The following is a 17,538-nucleotide window of genomic DNA, read 5'->3' on the forward strand; positions in this document are numbered from 1 at the left end:
ACATTGTGCGGGCTGGTTGGTGGGGCGGGGGGCGCTCAGGACTGGACCATTCGGTGGGCTAGGTCGGCGTAGAGCTTGCCTAGGGCGTCGGGGTCGCCTCGGTGGGGGGTGTACCAGCGGGCTACGTCGATCGACAGGGACAGTACGGCGAGCGTCGTACCGGGTAGGTCCGGTACGGCGAACGTTCCGTCCTGTACGCCGTCCGCGAGGACCTGCTCGATTTCCGTGGAGATGGCTCGGCGGATCGTGGCTACCTCGGTCAGGTGGTCGGGGGAGAGGGCGCCTAGCTCGTACTGGACGACGTGGGCGATCGTGTGGTGGCGGGCGTGCCAGGCGGTGAAGGCGGCGACCAGGGAGCGGAGGCGGTCGGCGGGGGTGTCGCCGACGTTCGCCGAGCGAAGGATCGCGAGCGCGGCGTTGTGGCCGTACAGGCTGATCTCGAAGAGCAGGCGTTCCTTCGACGGGTAGTGGACGTACAGCGCCGCGGGGCTCATGCCGGCGCGGGAGGCGATGTCGCGGGTCGTTGTCGCCTGGAAGCCGCGCTCGGCGAACGCCTCGATGGCGCCGGTCAGCAGCCGGCGGGCTGCGGCCGGCTCGACGTGGTCCCACTCCAGGGGATCGGTGACTGCGGACACGTTGACACCCTGCACCAAAAGCGTGAAGCTAAGCAAGCGCTTAGCCATAAGTCTCGAAACGACGGAGGGCACGATGGATCGCGTCATTTTCAACGAGGATCACCACGCCTTCCGGGCCAGTGCCAAGGAGTACTGCGACCGGTCGCTGGTGCCGCGGATGGAGCAGTTCCTCGAGGAGAAGACGATCGACCGGGCGGCCTGGCTCGAGGCCGGTAAGCAGGGTTTCCTCGGTCTCGACGTACCCGAGGAGTACGGCGGCTCCAGCGTCGGCGACTACCGGTTCAACCAGGTGTTCGCCGAGGAGGTCTCGAAGGTCTCCGCCGCGCTGTCGAGCTGTTTCGGCATCCACTACGACTGCGCCGCGCCGTACTTCGTCGACCTCGGCACCGAGGAGCAGAAGCAGCGCTGGCTGCCGAAGTTCTGCTCCGGTGAGTACGTCGCCGCGATCGGCATGACCGAGCCGTCGGGTGGTTCCGACCTGGCCGCGCTGAAGACGACCGCGAAGAAGGCCGACGGCGGCTGGGTGCTGAACGGGTCCAAGACCTTCATCACCAACGGCGACATGGCCGACCTCGTCATCGTGGCCGCCCGGACCACACCGGAGAAGGGCGCGAAGGGCATAACGCTGTTCGTCGTCGAGGAAGGCATGGAGGGCTTCGCCCGCGGCCGCAAGCTGGACAAGGTCGGGCAGACCGAGTCCGGTACGTCGGAGCTGTTCTTCGAGGACCTGTTCGTTGCCGATGACAACGTTCTCGGTGAGCTCGACCGCGGTTTCATCCACATGATGGAGCGCCTCGCCCAGGAGCGGATCGGCGCCGCGGTCTCCAATATCGCGCACGCCACCCAGATCCTCGACGAGACGATCGAGTACGTGAAGCAGCGCAAGGCCTTCGGGCAGTCGGTCGGATCGTTCCAGTACAACAAGTTCCTGATCGCCGAGCTCGTCACCAAGGTCGAGGTCACCCAGGCGTACGTCGACAACGGCGTGGTCGCGCACGACGAGGACCGGCTGACCGCGGTGGACGCCGCCAAGACCAAGTGGTGGAGCGCCCACGTGCAGAACGAGGTGCTCGACGCCTGCGTCCAGCTGCACGGTGGCTACGGCTACATGAACGAGTACCGCGTGGCCCGCGCCTGGCGCGATGCGCGCGTCACCAAGATCTGGGCGGGATCGAACGAGATCATGAAGGAACTCATCGGCCGCGATCTGGGCCTGTAGAAGGAGAACCGCGAAATGCCTGAAGCAGTCATCGTCTCGACGGCCCGCTCGCCGATCGGCCGTGCGAACAAGGGATCGCTGACGACGATCCGGCCGGACGACCTAGCCGTACAGATGATCAAGGCGGCGACCGACAAGATCGGTCTGACCGGTGATCAGATCGAGGACCTGATGCTCGGCTGTGCGGAGCCGCACGACGAGCACGGCGGCAACATGGCCCGCCGGGTTGCGGTGCAGCTCGGCTGGGACCACGCTCCGGCGACCACGGTCAACCGGTTCTGCGCGTCGTCGACCCAGACCGCGCGGATGGCGTTCCATGCGATCAAGTCCGGTGAGGGCGACATCTTCGTCAGCGCCGGGGTCGAGTGCGTCTCGCGGTACAAGAACTTCGGTTCGGCCGGCGTCGGCGACCCGAGCTCGTTCAACGAGCAGTTCAGCGACGCGGTCGCCCGGACCGCGAAGTACGCGGAGACCAACGAGACCTGGCACGACCCGCGGCAGGACGGTTACCTGCCGGACATCTACATCTCGATGGGCCAGACCGCGGAGAACGTGGCGACCCTCAAGGGGATCACCCGCGCCGACCAGGACGCGTTCGGCGTCCGCTCGCAGAACCTGGCTGAGAAGGCGATCAACAACGGCTTCTTCGAGCGCGAGATCGTCCCGGTGACACTGCCGGACGGCACCGTCGTGAGCAAGGACGACGGCCCGCGGGCCGGTACGACGCTCGAGGGGGTCAGCGGCCTGAAGCCTGTGTTCCGCCCCGACGGCACCGTGACGGCCGGCAACTGCTGCCCGCTGAACGACGGCGCCGCCGCAGTCGTGATCATGAGTGACACCAGGGCCCGCGAGCTCGGTCTGACCCCGCTGGCCCGGATCGTCTCGACCGGCGTGAGCGGCCTGTCGCCGGAGATCATGGGCCTCGGTCCGGTGGAGGCGTCGCAGCAGGCGCTGTTCCGGGCCGGGATGAGCATCAACGACATCGATCTGGTCGAGATCAACGAGGCCTTCGCGGTCCAGGTGATCGGCTCGGCGCGTGAGCTCGGCATCTCCGAAGACCGGCTGAACGTGCACGGCGGTGCGATCGCGCTCGGCCACCCGTTCGGTTCGACCGGCGCCCGGATCATGACCACGCTGGTGAACGGTCTGCAGTTCGAGGACAAGCAGTTCGGGCTCGAGACCATGTGTGTCGGTGGCGGTCAGGGGATGGCCATCATCCTGGAGCGCCTCAGCTGATGAGTCTGGAGAACCGTACGGCGATCGTCACCGGAGCATCCCGCGGTATCGGGCTGGCGATCGCCCACCGGCTGGTTGCCGACGGCGCCCGCGTCGTCATCACCGGCCGCAATCAGGACGCACTCGACGAGGCCGTCAAGTCGCTGGGTGGCCGCGAGCACGCGCTGGGTATCGCGGGTAATGCGGCCGACGGCGCGCATCGCGGGTCCACAGTCGCGGCGGCGGTGGCGACGTACGGATCGCTTGATCTGCTGGTGAACAACACCGGGATCAACCCGATCTACGGCGACCTGCTCAACATCGAGGCCGGTGTCGCGGCCAAGATGGTCGACACGAACGTGCTGGCGACGATCTCCTGGGTGAAGGCCTGCCGGGACGCGTGGATGGGTAACCACGGCGGTGCTGTGGTGAACGTGTCCTCGCTGGCTGGTCAGTCTCCGTCGCCGGGGATCGGCTGGTACGGCGCGACCAAGGCGATGCTGTCCCGCGTCACGGCCGAGCTCGCGCTTGAGCTCTCGCCGGAGATCCGGGTCAACGCCGTGGCTCCGGCGGTGGTCAAGACCAAGTTCGCCGGAGCCCTCTACGAAGGGCGTGAGGAAGAGGTCGCGGGGACGTACCCGCTGGCCCGCCTCGGTCGCCCTGAGGATGTCGCCTCGCTGGTGTGGTTCCTGTTGTCCGACGAGGCGTCCTGGATCACCGGTCAGACGATCACGATCGACGGCGGTCTCACCCTCAAAGGCGGCATGGTCGGCTAAGGCTGACGTCCTTGCCAGGCTGCCAACCGGTCGTACGGCGATGCGTCGTCGGCGACCGGTACGACGGGGCCGAACGGGATGTCGCCACCCCGCGGTTCGGCCGGAAGGAACTGGCGAACCATGCCCAGCACCTGGATCGCCAGCTCGTCGTCGAGCTGGTCGAGGCGGCCGGTGGCCTTGGCCAGATCCCAGGAGTGCGTGGTGAGCTCGCCGGTATAGGCGCCGATGGCTGCGGCCCCGGGCAGGGTTCCGAAGGGCAGCTTGCAGATCCGGCCGAGGATGCTGTCGTCGGTCAGCGTCGCGTCGAGTGCCGTCCGGTGTTCCTTCCAGGTGCCGGCGATGTCCGGGCTGTCGGTCACCTTCGGAATCGTCAGCGGGTCGCCGCCGGTCAGCGCAAGGTCGATGCGGTGCACGACCGAGAGCAGATGACCGAGCAGCGTGCGCACGTCGTACTCCGGGCAAGGTGTCGGCAGCCCGAGTTGACCGGGGCCGACGCTGTCGATGAGCTGCTGGGTCTGGTCGAGTGCGCGGAGGAACATCGGGCGTGGATCAGGATTCGTCATGGGTCCACCCTCGCGCTCTATAGGTGACATCTTCTGTCGCCTATTCTCGAGGTATGCGAGCCGACCGGTTGTTGCAGATCATCCTGTTGCTGCAACAGCATGCGCGGTTGAGCACGCGGGACTTGGCCGAGCGTCTCGAGGTGTCGAAGCGCACGGTGCTGCGAGACATGGAGGCGCTGTCCGCGGCGGGAGTGCCTGTGTACGCCGAACGCGGGCGCAATGGTGGTTGTGTGTTGCTGCCGGGATACCGCGCTGACGTGAGTGGGCTGACGCCGCGCGAGGCGCAGGCGTTGTTCGCCTGGTCCGGGCGCTCCGAACTGTCGGACGAGCTGGGTCTCCGGGGGAGCCTCAAGTCGGCCATGGGCAAGCTCTCGGCGACTCTGCCGGAGGAGCTGCAGAGTGATGCCGCTGCGCTGTCCGGTGCGATCGTGGTGGACCGTCGGCGCTGGTTCGCCGAGGCTGAGGACCACGGTGCCTTGCCGGTACTGCGTCAGGCCGTGGTGGCCGAGCATCGGGTGCGACTGCGGTACGCATCGGCGAGCAGTGGACTCCAGCGCCGTACCGTCGATCCGTGGGGTCTGGTCGAGCAGGCCGGGCGTTGGTACTTGGTGGCGGCGCATCGGGGTGCAGCACGGATGTATCGGGTGTCGCGGATCGAGCAGGTCGACGTACTGGAAGAGGCGGCGGACAGACCGGCCGGACTGGATCTCCGGGCCGAGTGGGAGCGGCTCCGGTCCAATCTGGAACAGCCGGGTGGCGGACCGAAGGGCGTGCAGGTTGAGGTCCGGGTGCATCCCGATCGGGCCGAGCTCTTCCGCCGCGTGGTCACCTCGATGCTTGCCAAAGGCGCAGTCCCGCAGGAGCGGCCTAGTGACGACTCCTGGCCACATCTGTGGCTCGACTTCCGGATCCGTGAGGCCGCGTGCGGAATGCTGATCGCCTTCGGGCCGGACGTCGAAGTACTCGAGCCGCTCGACCTGCGGGCTCAGTTGCTGGAGCTGGCTCAGAGGGCCGTGGAGCTCTACAGCTAGTCCCTGTGGACTCCCCGCCGCCGGTGACCCCGTCGTGTCCCAGCACGATGGCACTTCCGGCGGTCGGGGCGTAGTCCAACAGCACTGGGTAACTCTAATGCCCCCGAGCTGCACGACCGAATCACAGTCCGCGCGCACTGGTTGCGATCACGTTGCTGTTCGGTACGGACCATTAATCCGTGGCGTGGCGGGAGTGCGGCTGGCTATGGTCCGGGCATGACGACAGGGGTGCGGATCCGGCCGGCGAGCGGTGACGATGCCGAGGCGGTCGCGGCCTTGCGCCGGGCGGTCTACGAGTACAAGGTGATGTCGCCGGCGGCGGCACGGCACATGATGACGGTGTTCTCGCCGGCCGAACGCTTCCTGGCGCTGGTGGCCGAGGCCGACGGTGAGCTGGTCGCGTGGGGGTCGGCCGGGCTCAACACCTGGACCAGTGAGGCCGGGCGGAGCAACATCTCGCTCTACGTGCATCCGGAGCACCGCAAGCAGGGCATCGGCAGCACACTCATCGACCGGCTGCACCAGCACCTCACTGAGGTCGGTGCGACCAGGGTCGGTGTGTTCGTACGGCCCGAGGGGCTGGAGTTCGCGCGCAAGCGTGGGTACGACGGGACTCGGCAGATGCACTTCGCCGGGGCCGGTACGGCGGACCTGCCGGAGCAGCCGCCGACACCCGCGGACATCGAACTGGTGACGATGGACCAGGTGGATCCGCGGCAGGCGTTCGCTGCCGACGCCGCAGCCTCACTCGACGAGCCCAGCGACGCTCCGATGGACGCTGTCGACTACGACGACTGGTTCAACGAGACCTGGACGGCCCCGGCTCTCGACAAGTCGCTGAGTGTCGCCGCAGTGGCCGGTGACGAGGTGGTGTGCTTCACCGCGGTCGAGACGGCGAGCGACCGCGCCTGGTCAGGCATGACCGGCACGATTCCGGCGTACCGCGGTCGTGGTCTGGCCAAGCTGGTCAAGTCGGTCGCCCTGCGTCGGTGCGCCGCCGCGGGCATCACCTCGGCGTACACGTCCAACGACGACGTCAACGGCCCGATGCTTGCCATCAACAACTGGCTCGGCTATCGCCGCGTCGCCACCGAGTACGGCCTGATGCGTACGCTCTGAGTCGGCGTCCGCGGTTACGTGGAGTGTTGAGTCCGATCTGTAACGTGAAAATGTATGCAAGATCCGCTGGGTTGCGGGCTATCTTTCGGAGAACTTCGGTGAAGGAGTTCTCGTGGAGATCAGAGCTGCTGAAGCGGGGGATCTCGACGGCGCACTGGCATTGCACGACCAGCTCGCGCCGTACCTTGTGGTGACCGAGGTCGGGCTGCGGCTTCGACTGACGATGCCGGCGGGACCTGGGCAGGCGACGTTCGCCGCGGTCGACGGTGAGCAGGTGGTCGGGTGGGCGACGACCGGGCTGATCGCCGGCTCCGATCCGCTGGACGGACAGCTGCGAGTGCTGGTCCGGCCCGAGTACCGGGGCCAGGGCATCGGTGCGCAGTTGCTGGACGCAGCGCACGACGTACTGCGCTCCGCCGGAGCGACCAGTGCGCGGGTGTTCGCGGAGCCGTCCACCGCAGACTGGGCCGGGCGCTGGGGTTATCGGCAGACCCGCCAGGTCCACTACGCGGGGATCGATCCGCAGAAAGCACCGGAGCTTCCGGAGGTCCCGTCGGGTGTCGACCTGGTCCCGCTGAACCAGGTGGACCCGCACAAGCTCTACGCGGCCGATGTGATTGCCCAGCGCACCAAACCGGGGGACGCCAAGATCGTCGCCCGGCCGTACGCCGACTGGCTACGGGCGATCTGGGAGTCGCCGGTGATGGCACTCGACCTGAGTGTGGCCGCGATCTACGGTGGCGAGGTCGCCGGGTTCACGCTGGGCAACGGCGATCACACGAAGGTGTGGTCCCAGATGACCGCGACGATGCCGGACTACCGGGGGCGCGGGCTGGCCAAGCTGGTCAAGACGGCTGCGCTGAAGCGTGCCGCCGCGGTTGGGGTGCAGAACTGCTACACCGCCAACTACGACGGCAACGCGCCGATGCTTGCTGTGAACGAGTGGCTCGGCTACTACCGCGTCGCCACTCACTCGGTCCTGCTCTGCCCCCTCTAAGGAACGAGCAGTACGACGGTCTCCGCCACGCAAGCGGGCTTCGTTGAGTTCTCCAGCTCGATCACCCAGTTCAGCGACACCTGGACGCCGGCCGGGGTCTCGGCCGTGTTCGCGATCGAGGCTCCGGCCCGGACCCGGGCGCCGACCGGGACCGGCGTCGGGAAGCGGACCTTGTTCACGCCGTAGTTGAGTTTCGCGGTGACGCCGGAGATCGAGAACAGCTCGTCACCGAAGCGCGCGATCAGGCTCAGGGTCAGATAGCCGTGGGCGATCGTGCCGCCGTACGGGCCCTTGGCGGCGCGCTCGACGTCGACGTGGATCCACTGGTGGTCACCGGTCGCCTCGGCGAACTGGTTCACCTGCTCCTGGGTGATCTCGAGCCACTCGGTCTCGCCGAGCGAGGTGCCGACTGCGTTGACGACCTCGTCGACACCGGTGAAGGACTTGGGCATGATCGAATCCTCAGCGCTCTGCTAGTTACGAGGTCCGCCGGCGACGTACAGGACCTGGCCGGAGACGAACCCGGCCTCCTCGCTGCAGAAGAACGACGCGGCGGCGGCGATGTCGTCGGGGGTACCGGTGCGGTTCACCGGGATGGTGGCGGCGGTCGCCTTTTTGAACTCCTCGAAGTCCACGCCGACCCGGGCCGCGGTGGCCGCCGTCATGTCGGTCTCGATGAACCCCGGGGCGATCGCGTTCGCGGTGACGCCGAACTTGCCCAGCTCGATCGCCAGCGTCTTGGCCAGACCCTGCAGGCCGGCCTTCGCGGAGGCGTAGTTCGCCTGGCCGCGGTTACCCAGCGCGGAGGTCGACGACAGGAACACCATCCGGCCGTAGCCGGCCTCAACCATGTGCGCCTGGACGCCCTTCGACATCAGGAAGCTGCCCTTGAGGTGCACGGACATGACCGTGTCCCAGTCGTCCTCGGACATCTTGAAGAGCAGGTTGTCGCGCAGCACGCCGGCGTTGTTCACCAGGATGGTCGGGGCGCCGAGCTCGGCCACCACCCGCTCGATCGCGGCGGCGACCTGGTCGGACTTGCTGACGTCGGCGCCGATCGCCACGGCCTTGCCACCGGCGTCGGTGATCGTCTTGACGGTGCCCGCGCAGGCACCCTCGTCCAGGTCGAGGACCGCGACCGCGTTCCCGTCCTTGGCCAGCCGGAGCGCGACGGCCGCGCCGATTCCCCGGGCTGCCCCGGTCACAATCGCCACTCGCTGCGCCATTGCCGCTCCCTACCGGTAGGTATCTCTTGCCGGGGATGACATTACCCACGCTGCGTCATGCCGGGACCACCCAGGATGCGATGATCGCCGTGTGGATCATCACAACCGCCACGTGTACCACTGTCCCTTGCGGTGGGGAGACATGGACGCGCTCGGCCACGTGAACAACGGCAAGTACGTCGACTACCTCCAGGACGCTCGCGTCGACTTCCTGTTCCGGACCGCGGCCGACCTCGGCGTCGACACGCTGGAGACGGGGCTGCTGGTGGCCCGCCACGAGGTTCAGTACCGGGCACCGCTGCGGTTCCGGGCCGAGCCGGTCCGGATCGAGTTGTGGATCAGCGAGATCAGAGGGGCCCAGTTCACCGTCGACTACGAGATCCTGGACGTCGAACCGGCCCGGACGACGTACGTCGAGGCCCGGACCAAGCTGGTCCCGTTCGACTTCAAGGCCAACCGCCTGCGCCGGATCACCCCGGAAGAACGCGAAATCCTGTCGAGGCTGGTAGGCAGATGACCTTCACCCATCCAGTCCTGGTCCGCTGGTCGGATATCGACTCCTACGACCACGTCAACAACGTCCGGTACTTCGACTATCTGCAGGAAGCACGAATCGCCTTCCTGAGCCACCTGGCCGGCTCGCGGGACTACTTCGCCGAGTACCCGGTGGTGCTGGTCAGCCAGACCGTCGACTACCTGCGGCCGATCCTGCTGCGGCACCCGCCGTACGACGTGGATGTGTGGATCGAGTCGGTCGGAACGACGTCGTACACGATGGGTTCACGGATCGTCGACCGCAGTGGTGGGACCGAGGACGTGTACGCGAAGGCGGTGTCGGTGCTGGTGGCTGTGGACGGTGTGACGCACGCCAAGCGCGAGCTGTTCGCGCCCGAACGGGCAGCCCTCGAACAGCAGCTTCGGGTGACTTGAGACACTGGTACCGACATGAGTGACGCAGAGAGCTTCTACGACGCCGTCGGTGGGGCGGACACCTTCCACCGGCTGGTGGCAGCGTTCTACCGTGGCGTCGCCGCCGACCCCGAACTACGCCCGATGTACCCGGAGGAGGACCTCGGCCCGGCCGAGGTGCGTTTCCGGATGTTCCTGGAGCAGTACTGGGGTGGGCCGAAGACCTACTCCGACGAGCGCGGTCACCCTCGGCTGCGGATGCGGCACGCACCGTTCGCCGTCACCCCGAGCTCCCGGGACCGCTGGCTGGGCCACATGCGGGCCGCCCTCGACGAGATCGCCCTGCCTCCCGATCGGGACGAGGAGATCTGGCGCTACATGGTGATGGCCGCGCACAGCATGGTGAACACCGACGAACCGCACTATCCCGGCGCGATCGACGTGTCCGGAAACTAAGAGCTTCGCGAGGAGAACAAACGAGCATGGCAACCACTCGTACGGCCAAGGCGCACTGGGAAGGCTCGTTGCTGGAGGGTGCGGGGCAGGTCGCCCTGGAGTCCTCCGGTGTCGGCACCTTCGACGTTTCGTGGGCGTCGCGCGCCAATGAGGCGAACGGCAAGACCAGCCCGGAAGAACTGATCGCGGCCGCGCACTCGGCCTGCTTCTCGATGGCGCTGTCGCACGCGCTGGCCCAGGGCGGCAACGCCCCGGAGTCGCTGGACACCTCCGCCGACGTCACCTTCCAGCCGGGTGAGGGCATCACCGGGATCGTGCTGTCGGTCAACGGCAAGGTGCCAGGCCTGACCGCGGACCAGTTCGCGGAGTTCGCCGAGGACGCGAAGAAGAACTGCCCGGTCTCGCAGGCGCTGGCCGCCACCCCGATCACGCTGGACGTCACCTTCACCGCCTGACCTCCGACGTACCGAGGCGCCCGGTGTGGATCGCACCGGGCGCTTTGCTATTCGGCCGGCGGGTGGGTTTCTTCCTCGGCCTTCTCGGTGCCGCTGCCGACGCCGGAGGAGGCGGTGGAGGCGGGGTCGCGGGTGGTCAGGTTGCCGATCCGCAGGACCTCGCCGTTCCGGACGTACCAGGTGGTGCCGTCCTCGCCGCGGAGCGTGGTGATCCGCAGGCCGACCGCCAGCACGGTGCCGGTCGCCTTCTCCATGTCGATCAGGTCGCCGACGCCGTACTGGTCCTCGAAGATCATGAAGACACCGGCCAGGAAGTCCTTGACCAGCGTCTGGGCGCCGAAGCCGAGCGCGACGCCGAGAATGCTTCCGGTGGCGAGCACCGGCATGATGTCGAAGCCGAGCTCGGCCAGCAGCATCACCACCAGGACCGCGGTGAGCACGATCGTCACCACGCTGCTCAGCAGTGAAGCGATCGTTTCGGCACGCTGGGTCCGCCGCTCGGTGGCCAGGTTGTTCTCGACGAAGTCCAGGCCGAGCTTCGATTTCGACAGTACGCCGGCGACCGCGCCGTTGCCGGTCCGGCGGGCGAACCGGCGGATGGCTTTGTGCAGGATCCAGCGGAGCACGAAGAAACCGATCACCAGCGCGAGGATGCGCGCGGGCACGGCGATGATCTGGTCGGTCACCTCGAGCTTGCCGTCGTTACCCCACCGGAAGAAGGTTGGGAGCTCCAGCGGACGGGAAAACAGGGGGTGACTGAACGCGGACACAAGGTAGCTGGTCAGAATAGCCATATCGCCGCCCATGTTAGAGGGCGTCTGGGAACTCCACGCCTACTGCGCAGCACCCGGCACGGCACCTCGGCGCACTGGTGCGAAAGCCACGATGGAAAAGCATCGAGGCTCCCGCCCCAGCACACCGAGCTACCGCACCGAGCACTTGCTCGCTACGGCGTGGAGTCCCCAGACACCCTCTCAGTGACCTCGACCAGGGAGACGAATCGCATGCCCAGCCGCTTGGACGACGAGCTACTCCGGCTCGTGAGCGCGGGCGTGCTGCGCCAGTACCAGGCCGAGGCGCTGCGTGCGGCCGCCGATGCCGAGGTCGACGCGGCGCTCGCCCAGCACAAGCCTGAGCCCCCGGCGGCCCCGCCGCCGAAACCGCGGACACCGCCTGCTGCTGCGCACTCGAGCGCATTGGTCGAGGTGCTCGGGTACGTCGGTGGCGCGCTCCTGCTCGGCGCTGTGGCGCTACTCACGCTGGCGAACTGGGGTGAGATGGGCCGGGCGGCCCGGATCAGCACCGGGACAGTCGCCGCGGTCGTGCTGCTCGGGGCGGCCGCCGTACTGAAGATCTTCCGGCGCCGGGACCAGCTCGCCTCGGCGCTGGCCTCGCTCGGCTGTTGTGTGGCCGGTTTCGCCACGTACGTCGCGATCGAGGGCGAGGCCGGCCGGATCGTCGGGGTGGCCATCGCGCTCACGCTGGCCGGCCTCGGGCTGTGGTGGCTGGCCGGCTCGTCGTTGCTGGTGGCAACGTTCGGCATCCTGGCCGTCGGGGTGCTGGTGATCACCGCCGACGTGCTGACCCCGGACGACGGCTCGTCGTCGAACTCGGCGGGGATCGCCGGGACCGGGTTCATCCTGGTCGCGTTCGTGCTGGCCGTGCTCGGACTGTTCCGCGACCAGCCCACTGCCTGGTCGCTGGCCGGTGCGGCGATGTTCAGCTCGTCGATCTGCTGGCTGATCCAGGAGCGTGGCGAGATCATGGCGCTGGCGGTCGGAACGGCCGGTCCGGCCGCGCTGCTGGTCGCCTACGGGCGGCGGCGCGCATCGGCGTACGCGGTGGTCGGTTGCTCGATCCTGCTGGTCATCTGGCCGACAGCGCTCTACCAGCTCACCGACAACGTCGCAGGGGTAGCGATCGGGCTGGTAGTGGCCAGTGTGGCGCTCCTGTTCGCCGTACTGCTGCTCAGCAAACGACGTCCGGCCGAGTGACACGGCGCTGCGGTTACACACGAGTGGCCGAGATGCGGCAGACTCGCTGAGGTGACTGCTCCCACTCCGGCCCTTGTCGAGCTAGCGGTTGCCCATGGTGTGGCGACGGAGTACTGGAACTGGCAAGGCGAGCATGTGGTCGTCTCCAGCGAGGTTGTCTCCACTGTGCTCGCGGCACTCGGTGTGGATGCGTCCACACCGGACAAGGCTGCTGAGGCCTTGGACGAACATCAGTTGGCGCGCTGGCGACGTACGTTGCCTGCCACTGTGGTGATGCGCGAGGGGTGGACGCCTTGGTTCGCCGTGCACCTGCCGCACGGGTCTACTGCTGAGGTGTGGGTGGATCTGGAGGACGGTGGCCAGCGACGGGACATCCCGCAGCAGGAGCACTGGGTCGAGCCGGTGTGGGTCGACGGCGTGCAGATCGGTGAGGCGACGTACCAGCTGCCTGGAGACCTGCCGCTGGGCTACCACCGGCTGTGCGCAAGGGTCGGCACCAGTCCGGAGATCTCGGTCGGGTCGCTGATCGTCACCCCTAGCAAGCTGGAGCCGGAGAAGCTGAACCGCACCTGGGGCTGGGTGCTGCAGCTGTACTCGGTCCGCTCCCGGCGCTCGTGGGGGATCGGTGACCTGCACGACCTCGCCGACCTGGCCGCCTGGTCCGCCAATGATCTGGGTGCCGGGTTCGTGCTGATCAACCCACTGCATGCGGCCGAACTGGCCGGCCGGATGGAGCCCTCGCCGTACCTCCCGGCTTCCCGGCGCTTCGGCAACCCGATCTACCTACGGATCGAGGACATCGACGAGTACGGCGATCTGGCGCCGGCTGAGCGGGATCGGGTCCGGGCGCTCAGCCTGCAGGCGCGGGCGCTCAGCGAGGACGCGAACGCTCTGGACCGTGACACGGTCTGGGCCGCCAAACGCGAGGCGCTGCAGTTGCTGTTCGGCGTGCGGCCGTCGATCGGTCGGATCGCCGAGTACGGCGCGTACTGCGACCGTGAGAACCAGGGTCTGGTCGATTTCGCGACCTGGGCGGCAATCTCCGACGTGCACGGGCCTGAGTGGAGCAAGTGGCCGGAGGAACTGCAGGACCCGACCAGCTCGGCGGTCACTGCGTTCCGGAACGACAACCCGGACGCGGTGGAGTTCCACTGCTGGCTGCAGTGGCAGATGGACGAGCAGCTTGCCCGCACACAGGCCAGGGCCAAGTCGGCCGGCATGTCGCTGGGCGTTGTCCACGACCTAGCAGTCGGTGTGCATCCGGACGGTGCGGACGCGTGGGCGCTGCAGCACGTGCTGGCACAGGGCATCCACGTCGGAGCGCCGCCGGACGCGTTCAACCAGCAGGGACAGGACTGGTCCCAGCCGCCCTGGCGGCCGAATGCGCTGGCCGAGACCGGGTACGCCGCCTGGCGGGACCTGGTCCGCGCGGTGATGCGCCATGGTGGCGGACTGCGGATCGACCACATCCTCGGCATGTTCCGCCTGTGGTGGGTGACCTCACCGGAGCGACCGACCGAGGGCACCTATGTGCGCTACGACCACGAGGCGCTGATCGGCATCCTCGTCCTGGAGGCCACCCGCGCCGGAGTGACGGTTGTAGGGGAGGACCTCGGCACAGTCGAGCCCTGGGTGCGTGACTACCTCACTGAGCGCGGAGTCCTCGGTACGTCGGTGCTGTGGTTCGAGCGGGATGCAGATGGCAAGCCGCTCGCTCCTGAGCGCTGGCGCGAGCTGTGCCTGGCTACCGTCACCACGCACGACCTGCCGCCGACCGCGGGCTACCTGGCCGGCGACCACGTCGAGCTGCGCAACCGGCTTGGCCTGCTGACCCGTCCGGTGGCCGAAGAGCTGGCCGTGGACGAGGCAGATCGGGATGCGTGGCTGAACGCACTGCGCGAGCGCCACCTGCTCCGCTACACCGACGGCGACGTCGAGCGCATCGTGGAGGCACTGCACCAGTACGTCGCTCACACTCCGTCGAAGCTGGTCGGTGTCGCACTGACCGATGCGGTCGGAGAACGGCGGACGCAGAATCAGCCGGGCACCACGGACGAGTATCCGAACTGGCGGGTCCCGCTCGGCGGCCCGGACGGTGAACCGGTTCTGGTCGAGGATCTGCCCAACAATCTGAGGCTCAGACGGTTGATCGGTGCCCTGACAATCTAGCTTTCCGTATTTCACCGGTCACGAGTTGTTGACAATAGATTTGAAGAGTTGTTTTCTATTGGTCAACACGAAGGCGCCTTCCTTCACTGTCTCTCCGCCCCACAGTGCAAGGAGTTACCCCATGCTGCGATCACGCAAAGTCAGCATGGCCGGTGTTGCTGTCGGTGCCCTGGCACTGACGTTCAGCACATCGGTCCCCATGGCCAGCGCACACGGCTGGACCAACGCACCCATCAGCCGAGCCAAGCACTGTCAGGCCACGCCCTCGCTGAACTGCGGCAACATCCAATGGGAGCCGCAGAGTGTCGAGGGCCCGAAGGGCTTCCCGAACGGTGGCCCGGCGGACGGCAAGATCTGCTCGGCCGGGATCGGTGCCTTCGCTCAACTGGATGACCAGCGGAACGGCAGCTGGCCGACCAACTGGCTGAGCTCCGGTGCCACCTACACGTTCAAGTGGCACTTCACCGCGTCGCACTCGACGACCGATTTCAGGTACTACATCACCAAGAACGGCTGGAGCCAGAATTCCCCGCTGACCCGTGGGGCGCTGGAGCTGACCCCGTTCCTGACCGTTCCCTACAGCGGCCGGCCGCCGGCCGACATTGCGCACAGTGGCAAGCTGCCGAGCGGCAAGACCGGACGGCACATGATCCTGTCGGTCTGGACCATCGCCGACACCGGAAACGCTTTCTACCAGTGTTCGGACGTCAATTTCTGATTCAGGCACCAATTTGGTAAATAATTTTCCTCGGTACCGCACTCCTTGAAATGACCGCCCCTATTTCAAGGAGTGTCCCGAGGGCCCCTGGAGCAGCCGCCGGCGCCGAAGTACTAGGCTGCAGGCGTGATTGCTGAGCTGTCCGGCCACACGGTGTTGGTGTTCGTCGGGATTCCTGTGTTGGTCGCCGCGGTGCTGGCGCTGCTGGTGTTCGCGGGGTCGATCGCGAGCGGCCCGCGGTACCGGCCGGGGTTGTCCTGGTGGGCGCCGCCGGTCTGGATCAACGGACCGGTCGCCACCAAGCCCGACCCTGCCAACCTGCCTGAGCTGCCCGCCGCGCCAGGGACCCCCGCGACCGCCGGTGCCGGCGTCGCCCGTACGACCGGAGGCGCAAGTGCCAGTTGGTGACGCGTTCACGCCCGATCAGCTCCACGACATCGAGCGCGCGGTCCGGCACGCCGAGGAGGCTTCCGGCCTGCACTTCTCCGTGTACGTCGGTGGCGCGGACTCCGAGACCCGTCCGTTCGCCGTGGAGTTGCTGAACGAGCTCGACGACCCGGATCACACCGTGCTCGTGTACGTCGACCCGGCCGGCCGCCGGCTGGAGATCGTCACAGGTGCCGAGGCGAAGCGACAGTTGTCGGACACCGCGGCCGGGCTGGCCGCGCTGACGATGCAGACGTCGTTCGCCACTGGTGACCTGACCGGTGGTCTGGTGACCGGAGTGCAGCAGCTGGGTACCAATGCGCACCAGGCGCCGCTGCTGCACGCCAACGAGCCACACAAGCAGTGACCCGGGCCCTGCAGCCGCACCACATCGAGCTGGATGACGTCGTACTGCGTCCGTTCGTAGCCTCCGACGAGGAGGCGGTGGCCGAGGCGCTGCGGGACCCTGACGTACTGCGCTGGACCGCTGGGACTGCGGTGATCCGCACTCCCGCGGACCGGCGGGCGCAGCGCTGGCTGGGGCCACGCCTGGACGCCTGGTCGCGCGGCGATGCCATCTTCGCGATTGCGGATCGCACCACCGACTACGTGCTCGGTAACGTCGCCCTGCGGGACGTACACCGGGTTCCGGACCAGGCGGTCGCTGCCTACTGGGTCAGTCCGGCTGCGCGCGGCCGAGCCCTCGGAGCCCGCGCTCTGGACGCGGCCGCTCGCTGGGCCTTCGCACCAGACGGTCTGGGGCTGCACCGCATCTCTCTCGACCACTCACTGGTCAACGAGGGTTCCTGCCGGGTCGCTCTGCGAGCAGGGTTCCAGCTGGAAGGCACCATGCGGGACTACTACGTCGAGCCGAGCGGCGAGCGGCATGACTCACACCTGCACGCCCGCCTGGCGACCGATCACCTGCCGGCGGTCGCCGGTTCGTAGGTCGGGCAGGCAGGGTTGTTGTAGGCGCGCTGCGTCTTCGGTGCCATACACAGGTTGAGCATCTGGGCCGACGACGTACCAGGGCCGAGGTAGACGACCCACGTGTCGAGCACCGGCTCGCCTGAGCTGTTGGCGAAGCCCGGGTACTGACCGTTGACCAGCATGGCCTTCGCGGGCACGCCGGACGCGATGATCTTGGCCGCCGCGCTCTGTGCGAGCTGTCCGGCATCCAGCCCAGTGTCGGACGAGTACTTGTCGAGCACGACGATCCACTGCCCGCGCTTGAAGCGAGGCGACGTCGGTCCGGTGTCAGGCGGCGCGGACGTCGTCGTCTTGGGGGCCGAACGGCTGGACGGAGGCTTGCGGTCCGCTTTGGAGGCGACCGTTGGGTGTGCACTGGGAGTCGGTGTGGAGGCAGGAGCGTCCGGTACGGCGGCCGCGCGGACGCCGTCGCCGGCTGCCGGCGTGGACTCGCCTCGAGTGAGGATGAAGGCAGACACTCCTACGATCGCGGCGGTCGCCACAATGGCGGCACCGACCGCGGTACGTGAGCGCGGTTGCGTCTTCTTCCGGCGATGTGATGTCACGGCACAGGACCCCTCCCCAGGTCTCTCCGCGTGAGCTTAAACCGATCCGGGCCAGAAGTGAGTGCTCTTCACGTGGTGAGAATCTCCTTCTGGGC

22 protein-coding genes are annotated in these 17,538 nt (G+C 67.6%); 16 read left to right on the forward strand and 6 right to left on the reverse strand.

Going from position 1 to position 17,538, the window contains the following annotated elements; translation table 11 throughout:
- Window positions 1–35: 35 nt before the first annotated feature.
- Window positions 36–635, reverse strand: coding sequence for a TetR/AcrR family transcriptional regulator (locus E1261_RS11455; protein ID WP_202874629.1), 600 nt, complete (start codon window positions 633–635; stop codon window positions 36–38).
- A gap of 73 nt (window positions 636–708) precedes the next feature.
- Between E1261_RS11455 and E1261_RS11460 the strand changes: the two genes are divergently transcribed.
- From E1261_RS11460 to E1261_RS11470, 3 genes are read left to right on the forward strand one after another with little or no spacing between them, the layout of a single operon-like run.
- Window positions 709–1,854, forward strand: coding sequence for an acyl-CoA dehydrogenase family protein (locus E1261_RS11460; protein WP_132405653.1), 1,146 nt, complete (start codon window positions 709–711; stop codon window positions 1,852–1,854).
- Window positions 1,855–1,869: 15 nt separating this feature from the next.
- On the forward strand, window positions 1,870–3,090 hold the full coding sequence (locus tag E1261_RS11465) for an acetyl-CoA C-acetyltransferase (RefSeq protein WP_132405655.1): 1,221 nt from the start codon (window positions 1,870–1,872) through the stop codon (window positions 3,088–3,090).
- Window positions 3,090–3,845 (forward strand): SDR family oxidoreductase, encoded by a 756-nt coding sequence (locus E1261_RS11470; protein ID WP_132405657.1) that lies wholly within the window; start codon window positions 3,090–3,092, stop codon window positions 3,843–3,845. Before E1261_RS11465 ends, E1261_RS11470 begins: the two co-directional genes overlap by 1 nt.
- Here the strand turns inward: E1261_RS11470 and E1261_RS11475 are convergent.
- On the reverse strand, window positions 3,842–4,408 hold the full coding sequence (locus E1261_RS11475) for a TIGR03086 family metal-binding protein (protein WP_165952454.1): 567 nt from the start codon (window positions 4,406–4,408) through the stop codon (window positions 3,842–3,844). The two genes, E1261_RS11470 and E1261_RS11475, sit on opposite strands and share 4 nt — an antisense overlap.
- A 53-nt stretch (window positions 4,409–4,461) precedes the next feature.
- Here E1261_RS11475 and E1261_RS11480 point away from each other — a divergent pair, with 53 nt between their 5' ends.
- The 3 genes from E1261_RS11480 to E1261_RS11490 all read left to right on the forward strand — a co-directional run bounded on the left by E1261_RS11480 (window position 4,462) and on the right by E1261_RS11490 (window position 7,555).
- Window positions 4,462–5,439: a helix-turn-helix transcriptional regulator gene (locus E1261_RS11480; RefSeq protein WP_132405659.1), complete on the forward strand. Its 978-nt coding sequence runs from the start codon at window positions 4,462–4,464 to the stop codon at window positions 5,437–5,439.
- A gap of 216 nt (window positions 5,440–5,655) precedes the next feature.
- On the forward strand, window positions 5,656–6,558 hold the full coding sequence (locus tag E1261_RS11485; RefSeq protein WP_238176145.1) for a GNAT family N-acetyltransferase: 903 nt from the start codon (window positions 5,656–5,658) through the stop codon (window positions 6,556–6,558).
- Window positions 6,559–6,670: 112 nt separating this feature from the next.
- Entirely contained in the window at window positions 6,671–7,555 is an 885-nt protein-coding gene (locus E1261_RS11490) for a GNAT family N-acetyltransferase (RefSeq protein WP_132405661.1), read from the forward strand.
- Here the strand turns inward: E1261_RS11490 and E1261_RS11495 are convergent.
- Window positions 7,552–8,007: a MaoC family dehydratase gene (locus E1261_RS11495; protein ID WP_132405663.1), complete on the reverse strand. Its 456-nt coding sequence runs from the start codon at window positions 8,005–8,007 to the stop codon at window positions 7,552–7,554. The two genes, E1261_RS11490 and E1261_RS11495, sit on opposite strands and share 4 nt — an antisense overlap.
- Window positions 8,008–8,028: 21 nt before the next feature.
- Window positions 8,029–8,781 (reverse strand): SDR family oxidoreductase, encoded by a 753-nt coding sequence (locus tag E1261_RS11500; RefSeq protein ID WP_132405665.1) that lies wholly within the window; start codon window positions 8,779–8,781, stop codon window positions 8,029–8,031.
- Between the two features lie 112 nt (window positions 8,782–8,893).
- Between E1261_RS11500 and E1261_RS11505 the strand changes: the two genes are divergently transcribed.
- Genes E1261_RS11505 through E1261_RS11520 form a run of 4 tightly spaced genes read left to right on the forward strand, consistent with a single transcriptional unit; the run spans window position 8,894 to window position 10,601 of the window.
- Window positions 8,894–9,298: an acyl-CoA thioesterase gene (locus E1261_RS11505; protein ID WP_338033922.1), complete on the forward strand. Its 405-nt coding sequence runs from the start codon at window positions 8,894–8,896 to the stop codon at window positions 9,296–9,298.
- Complete coding sequence (locus tag E1261_RS11510; RefSeq protein WP_132405669.1) at window positions 9,295–9,711, forward strand: acyl-CoA thioesterase; 417 nt, start codon at window positions 9,295–9,297, stop codon at window positions 9,709–9,711. The genes E1261_RS11505 and E1261_RS11510 overlap by 4 nt, the downstream gene beginning before the upstream one ends.
- 15 nt (window positions 9,712–9,726) lie before the next feature.
- Complete coding sequence (locus tag E1261_RS11515) at window positions 9,727–10,146, forward strand: globin (RefSeq protein ID WP_132405671.1); 420 nt, start codon at window positions 9,727–9,729, stop codon at window positions 10,144–10,146.
- A 26-nt stretch (window positions 10,147–10,172) separates the two neighbouring features.
- Window positions 10,173–10,601: an OsmC family protein gene (locus E1261_RS11520; protein WP_132405673.1), complete on the forward strand. Its 429-nt coding sequence runs from the start codon at window positions 10,173–10,175 to the stop codon at window positions 10,599–10,601.
- 47 nt (window positions 10,602–10,648) lie between these two features.
- On the opposite strand, the gene E1261_RS11525 is transcribed toward E1261_RS11520, so the two are convergent.
- Window positions 10,649–11,395, reverse strand: a complete 747-nt coding sequence (locus tag E1261_RS11525; protein WP_132405675.1) for a mechanosensitive ion channel family protein — start codon at window positions 11,393–11,395, stop codon at window positions 10,649–10,651.
- A gap of 210 nt (window positions 11,396–11,605) precedes the next feature.
- Between E1261_RS11525 and E1261_RS11530 the strand changes: the two genes are divergently transcribed.
- From E1261_RS11530 to E1261_RS11555, 6 genes are all read left to right on the forward strand, one after another.
- Window positions 11,606–12,595: a DUF2157 domain-containing protein gene (locus tag E1261_RS11530; protein WP_132405677.1), complete on the forward strand. Its 990-nt coding sequence runs from the start codon at window positions 11,606–11,608 to the stop codon at window positions 12,593–12,595.
- 51 nt (window positions 12,596–12,646) lie between these two features.
- Complete coding sequence (gene malQ / locus E1261_RS11535) at window positions 12,647–14,764, forward strand: 4-alpha-glucanotransferase (RefSeq protein WP_132405679.1); 2,118 nt, start codon at window positions 12,647–12,649, stop codon at window positions 14,762–14,764.
- Window positions 14,765–14,885: 121 nt separating this feature from the next.
- Window positions 14,886–15,482 carry a lytic polysaccharide monooxygenase auxiliary activity family 9 protein gene (locus E1261_RS11540; RefSeq protein ID WP_202874631.1) on the forward strand — a complete coding sequence of 199 codons (597 nt, stop codon included), beginning with the start codon at window positions 14,886–14,888 and terminating at the stop codon, window positions 15,480–15,482.
- Between the two features lie 126 nt (window positions 15,483–15,608).
- On the forward strand, window positions 15,609–15,890 hold the full coding sequence (gene ctaJ, locus E1261_RS11545) for an aa3-type cytochrome oxidase subunit CtaJ (protein ID WP_132405681.1): 282 nt from the start codon (window positions 15,609–15,611) through the stop codon (window positions 15,888–15,890).
- Window positions 15,877–16,275 carry a DUF5130 family protein gene (locus E1261_RS11550; RefSeq protein WP_238176146.1) on the forward strand — a complete coding sequence of 133 codons (399 nt, stop codon included), beginning with the start codon at window positions 15,877–15,879 and terminating at the stop codon, window positions 16,273–16,275. The genes ctaJ and E1261_RS11550 overlap by 14 nt, the downstream gene beginning before the upstream one ends.
- Complete coding sequence (locus tag E1261_RS11555) at window positions 16,272–16,856, forward strand: GNAT family N-acetyltransferase (protein WP_132405685.1); 585 nt, start codon at window positions 16,272–16,274, stop codon at window positions 16,854–16,856. The genes E1261_RS11550 and E1261_RS11555 overlap by 4 nt, the downstream gene beginning before the upstream one ends.
- On the opposite strand, the gene E1261_RS11560 is transcribed toward E1261_RS11555, so the two are convergent.
- Window positions 16,829–17,356 carry a hypothetical protein gene (locus E1261_RS11560; protein WP_132405687.1) on the reverse strand — a complete coding sequence of 176 codons (528 nt, stop codon included), beginning with the start codon at window positions 17,354–17,356 and terminating at the stop codon, window positions 16,829–16,831. The two genes, E1261_RS11555 and E1261_RS11560, sit on opposite strands and share 28 nt — an antisense overlap.
- Between the last annotated feature and the right edge of the window lie 182 nt (window positions 17,357–17,538).

It is taken from the genome of Kribbella albertanoniae (genome assembly GCF_004348455.1).
Taxonomy (GTDB): Bacteria; Actinomycetota; Actinomycetes; order Propionibacteriales; family Kribbellaceae; genus Kribbella; species Kribbella albertanoniae.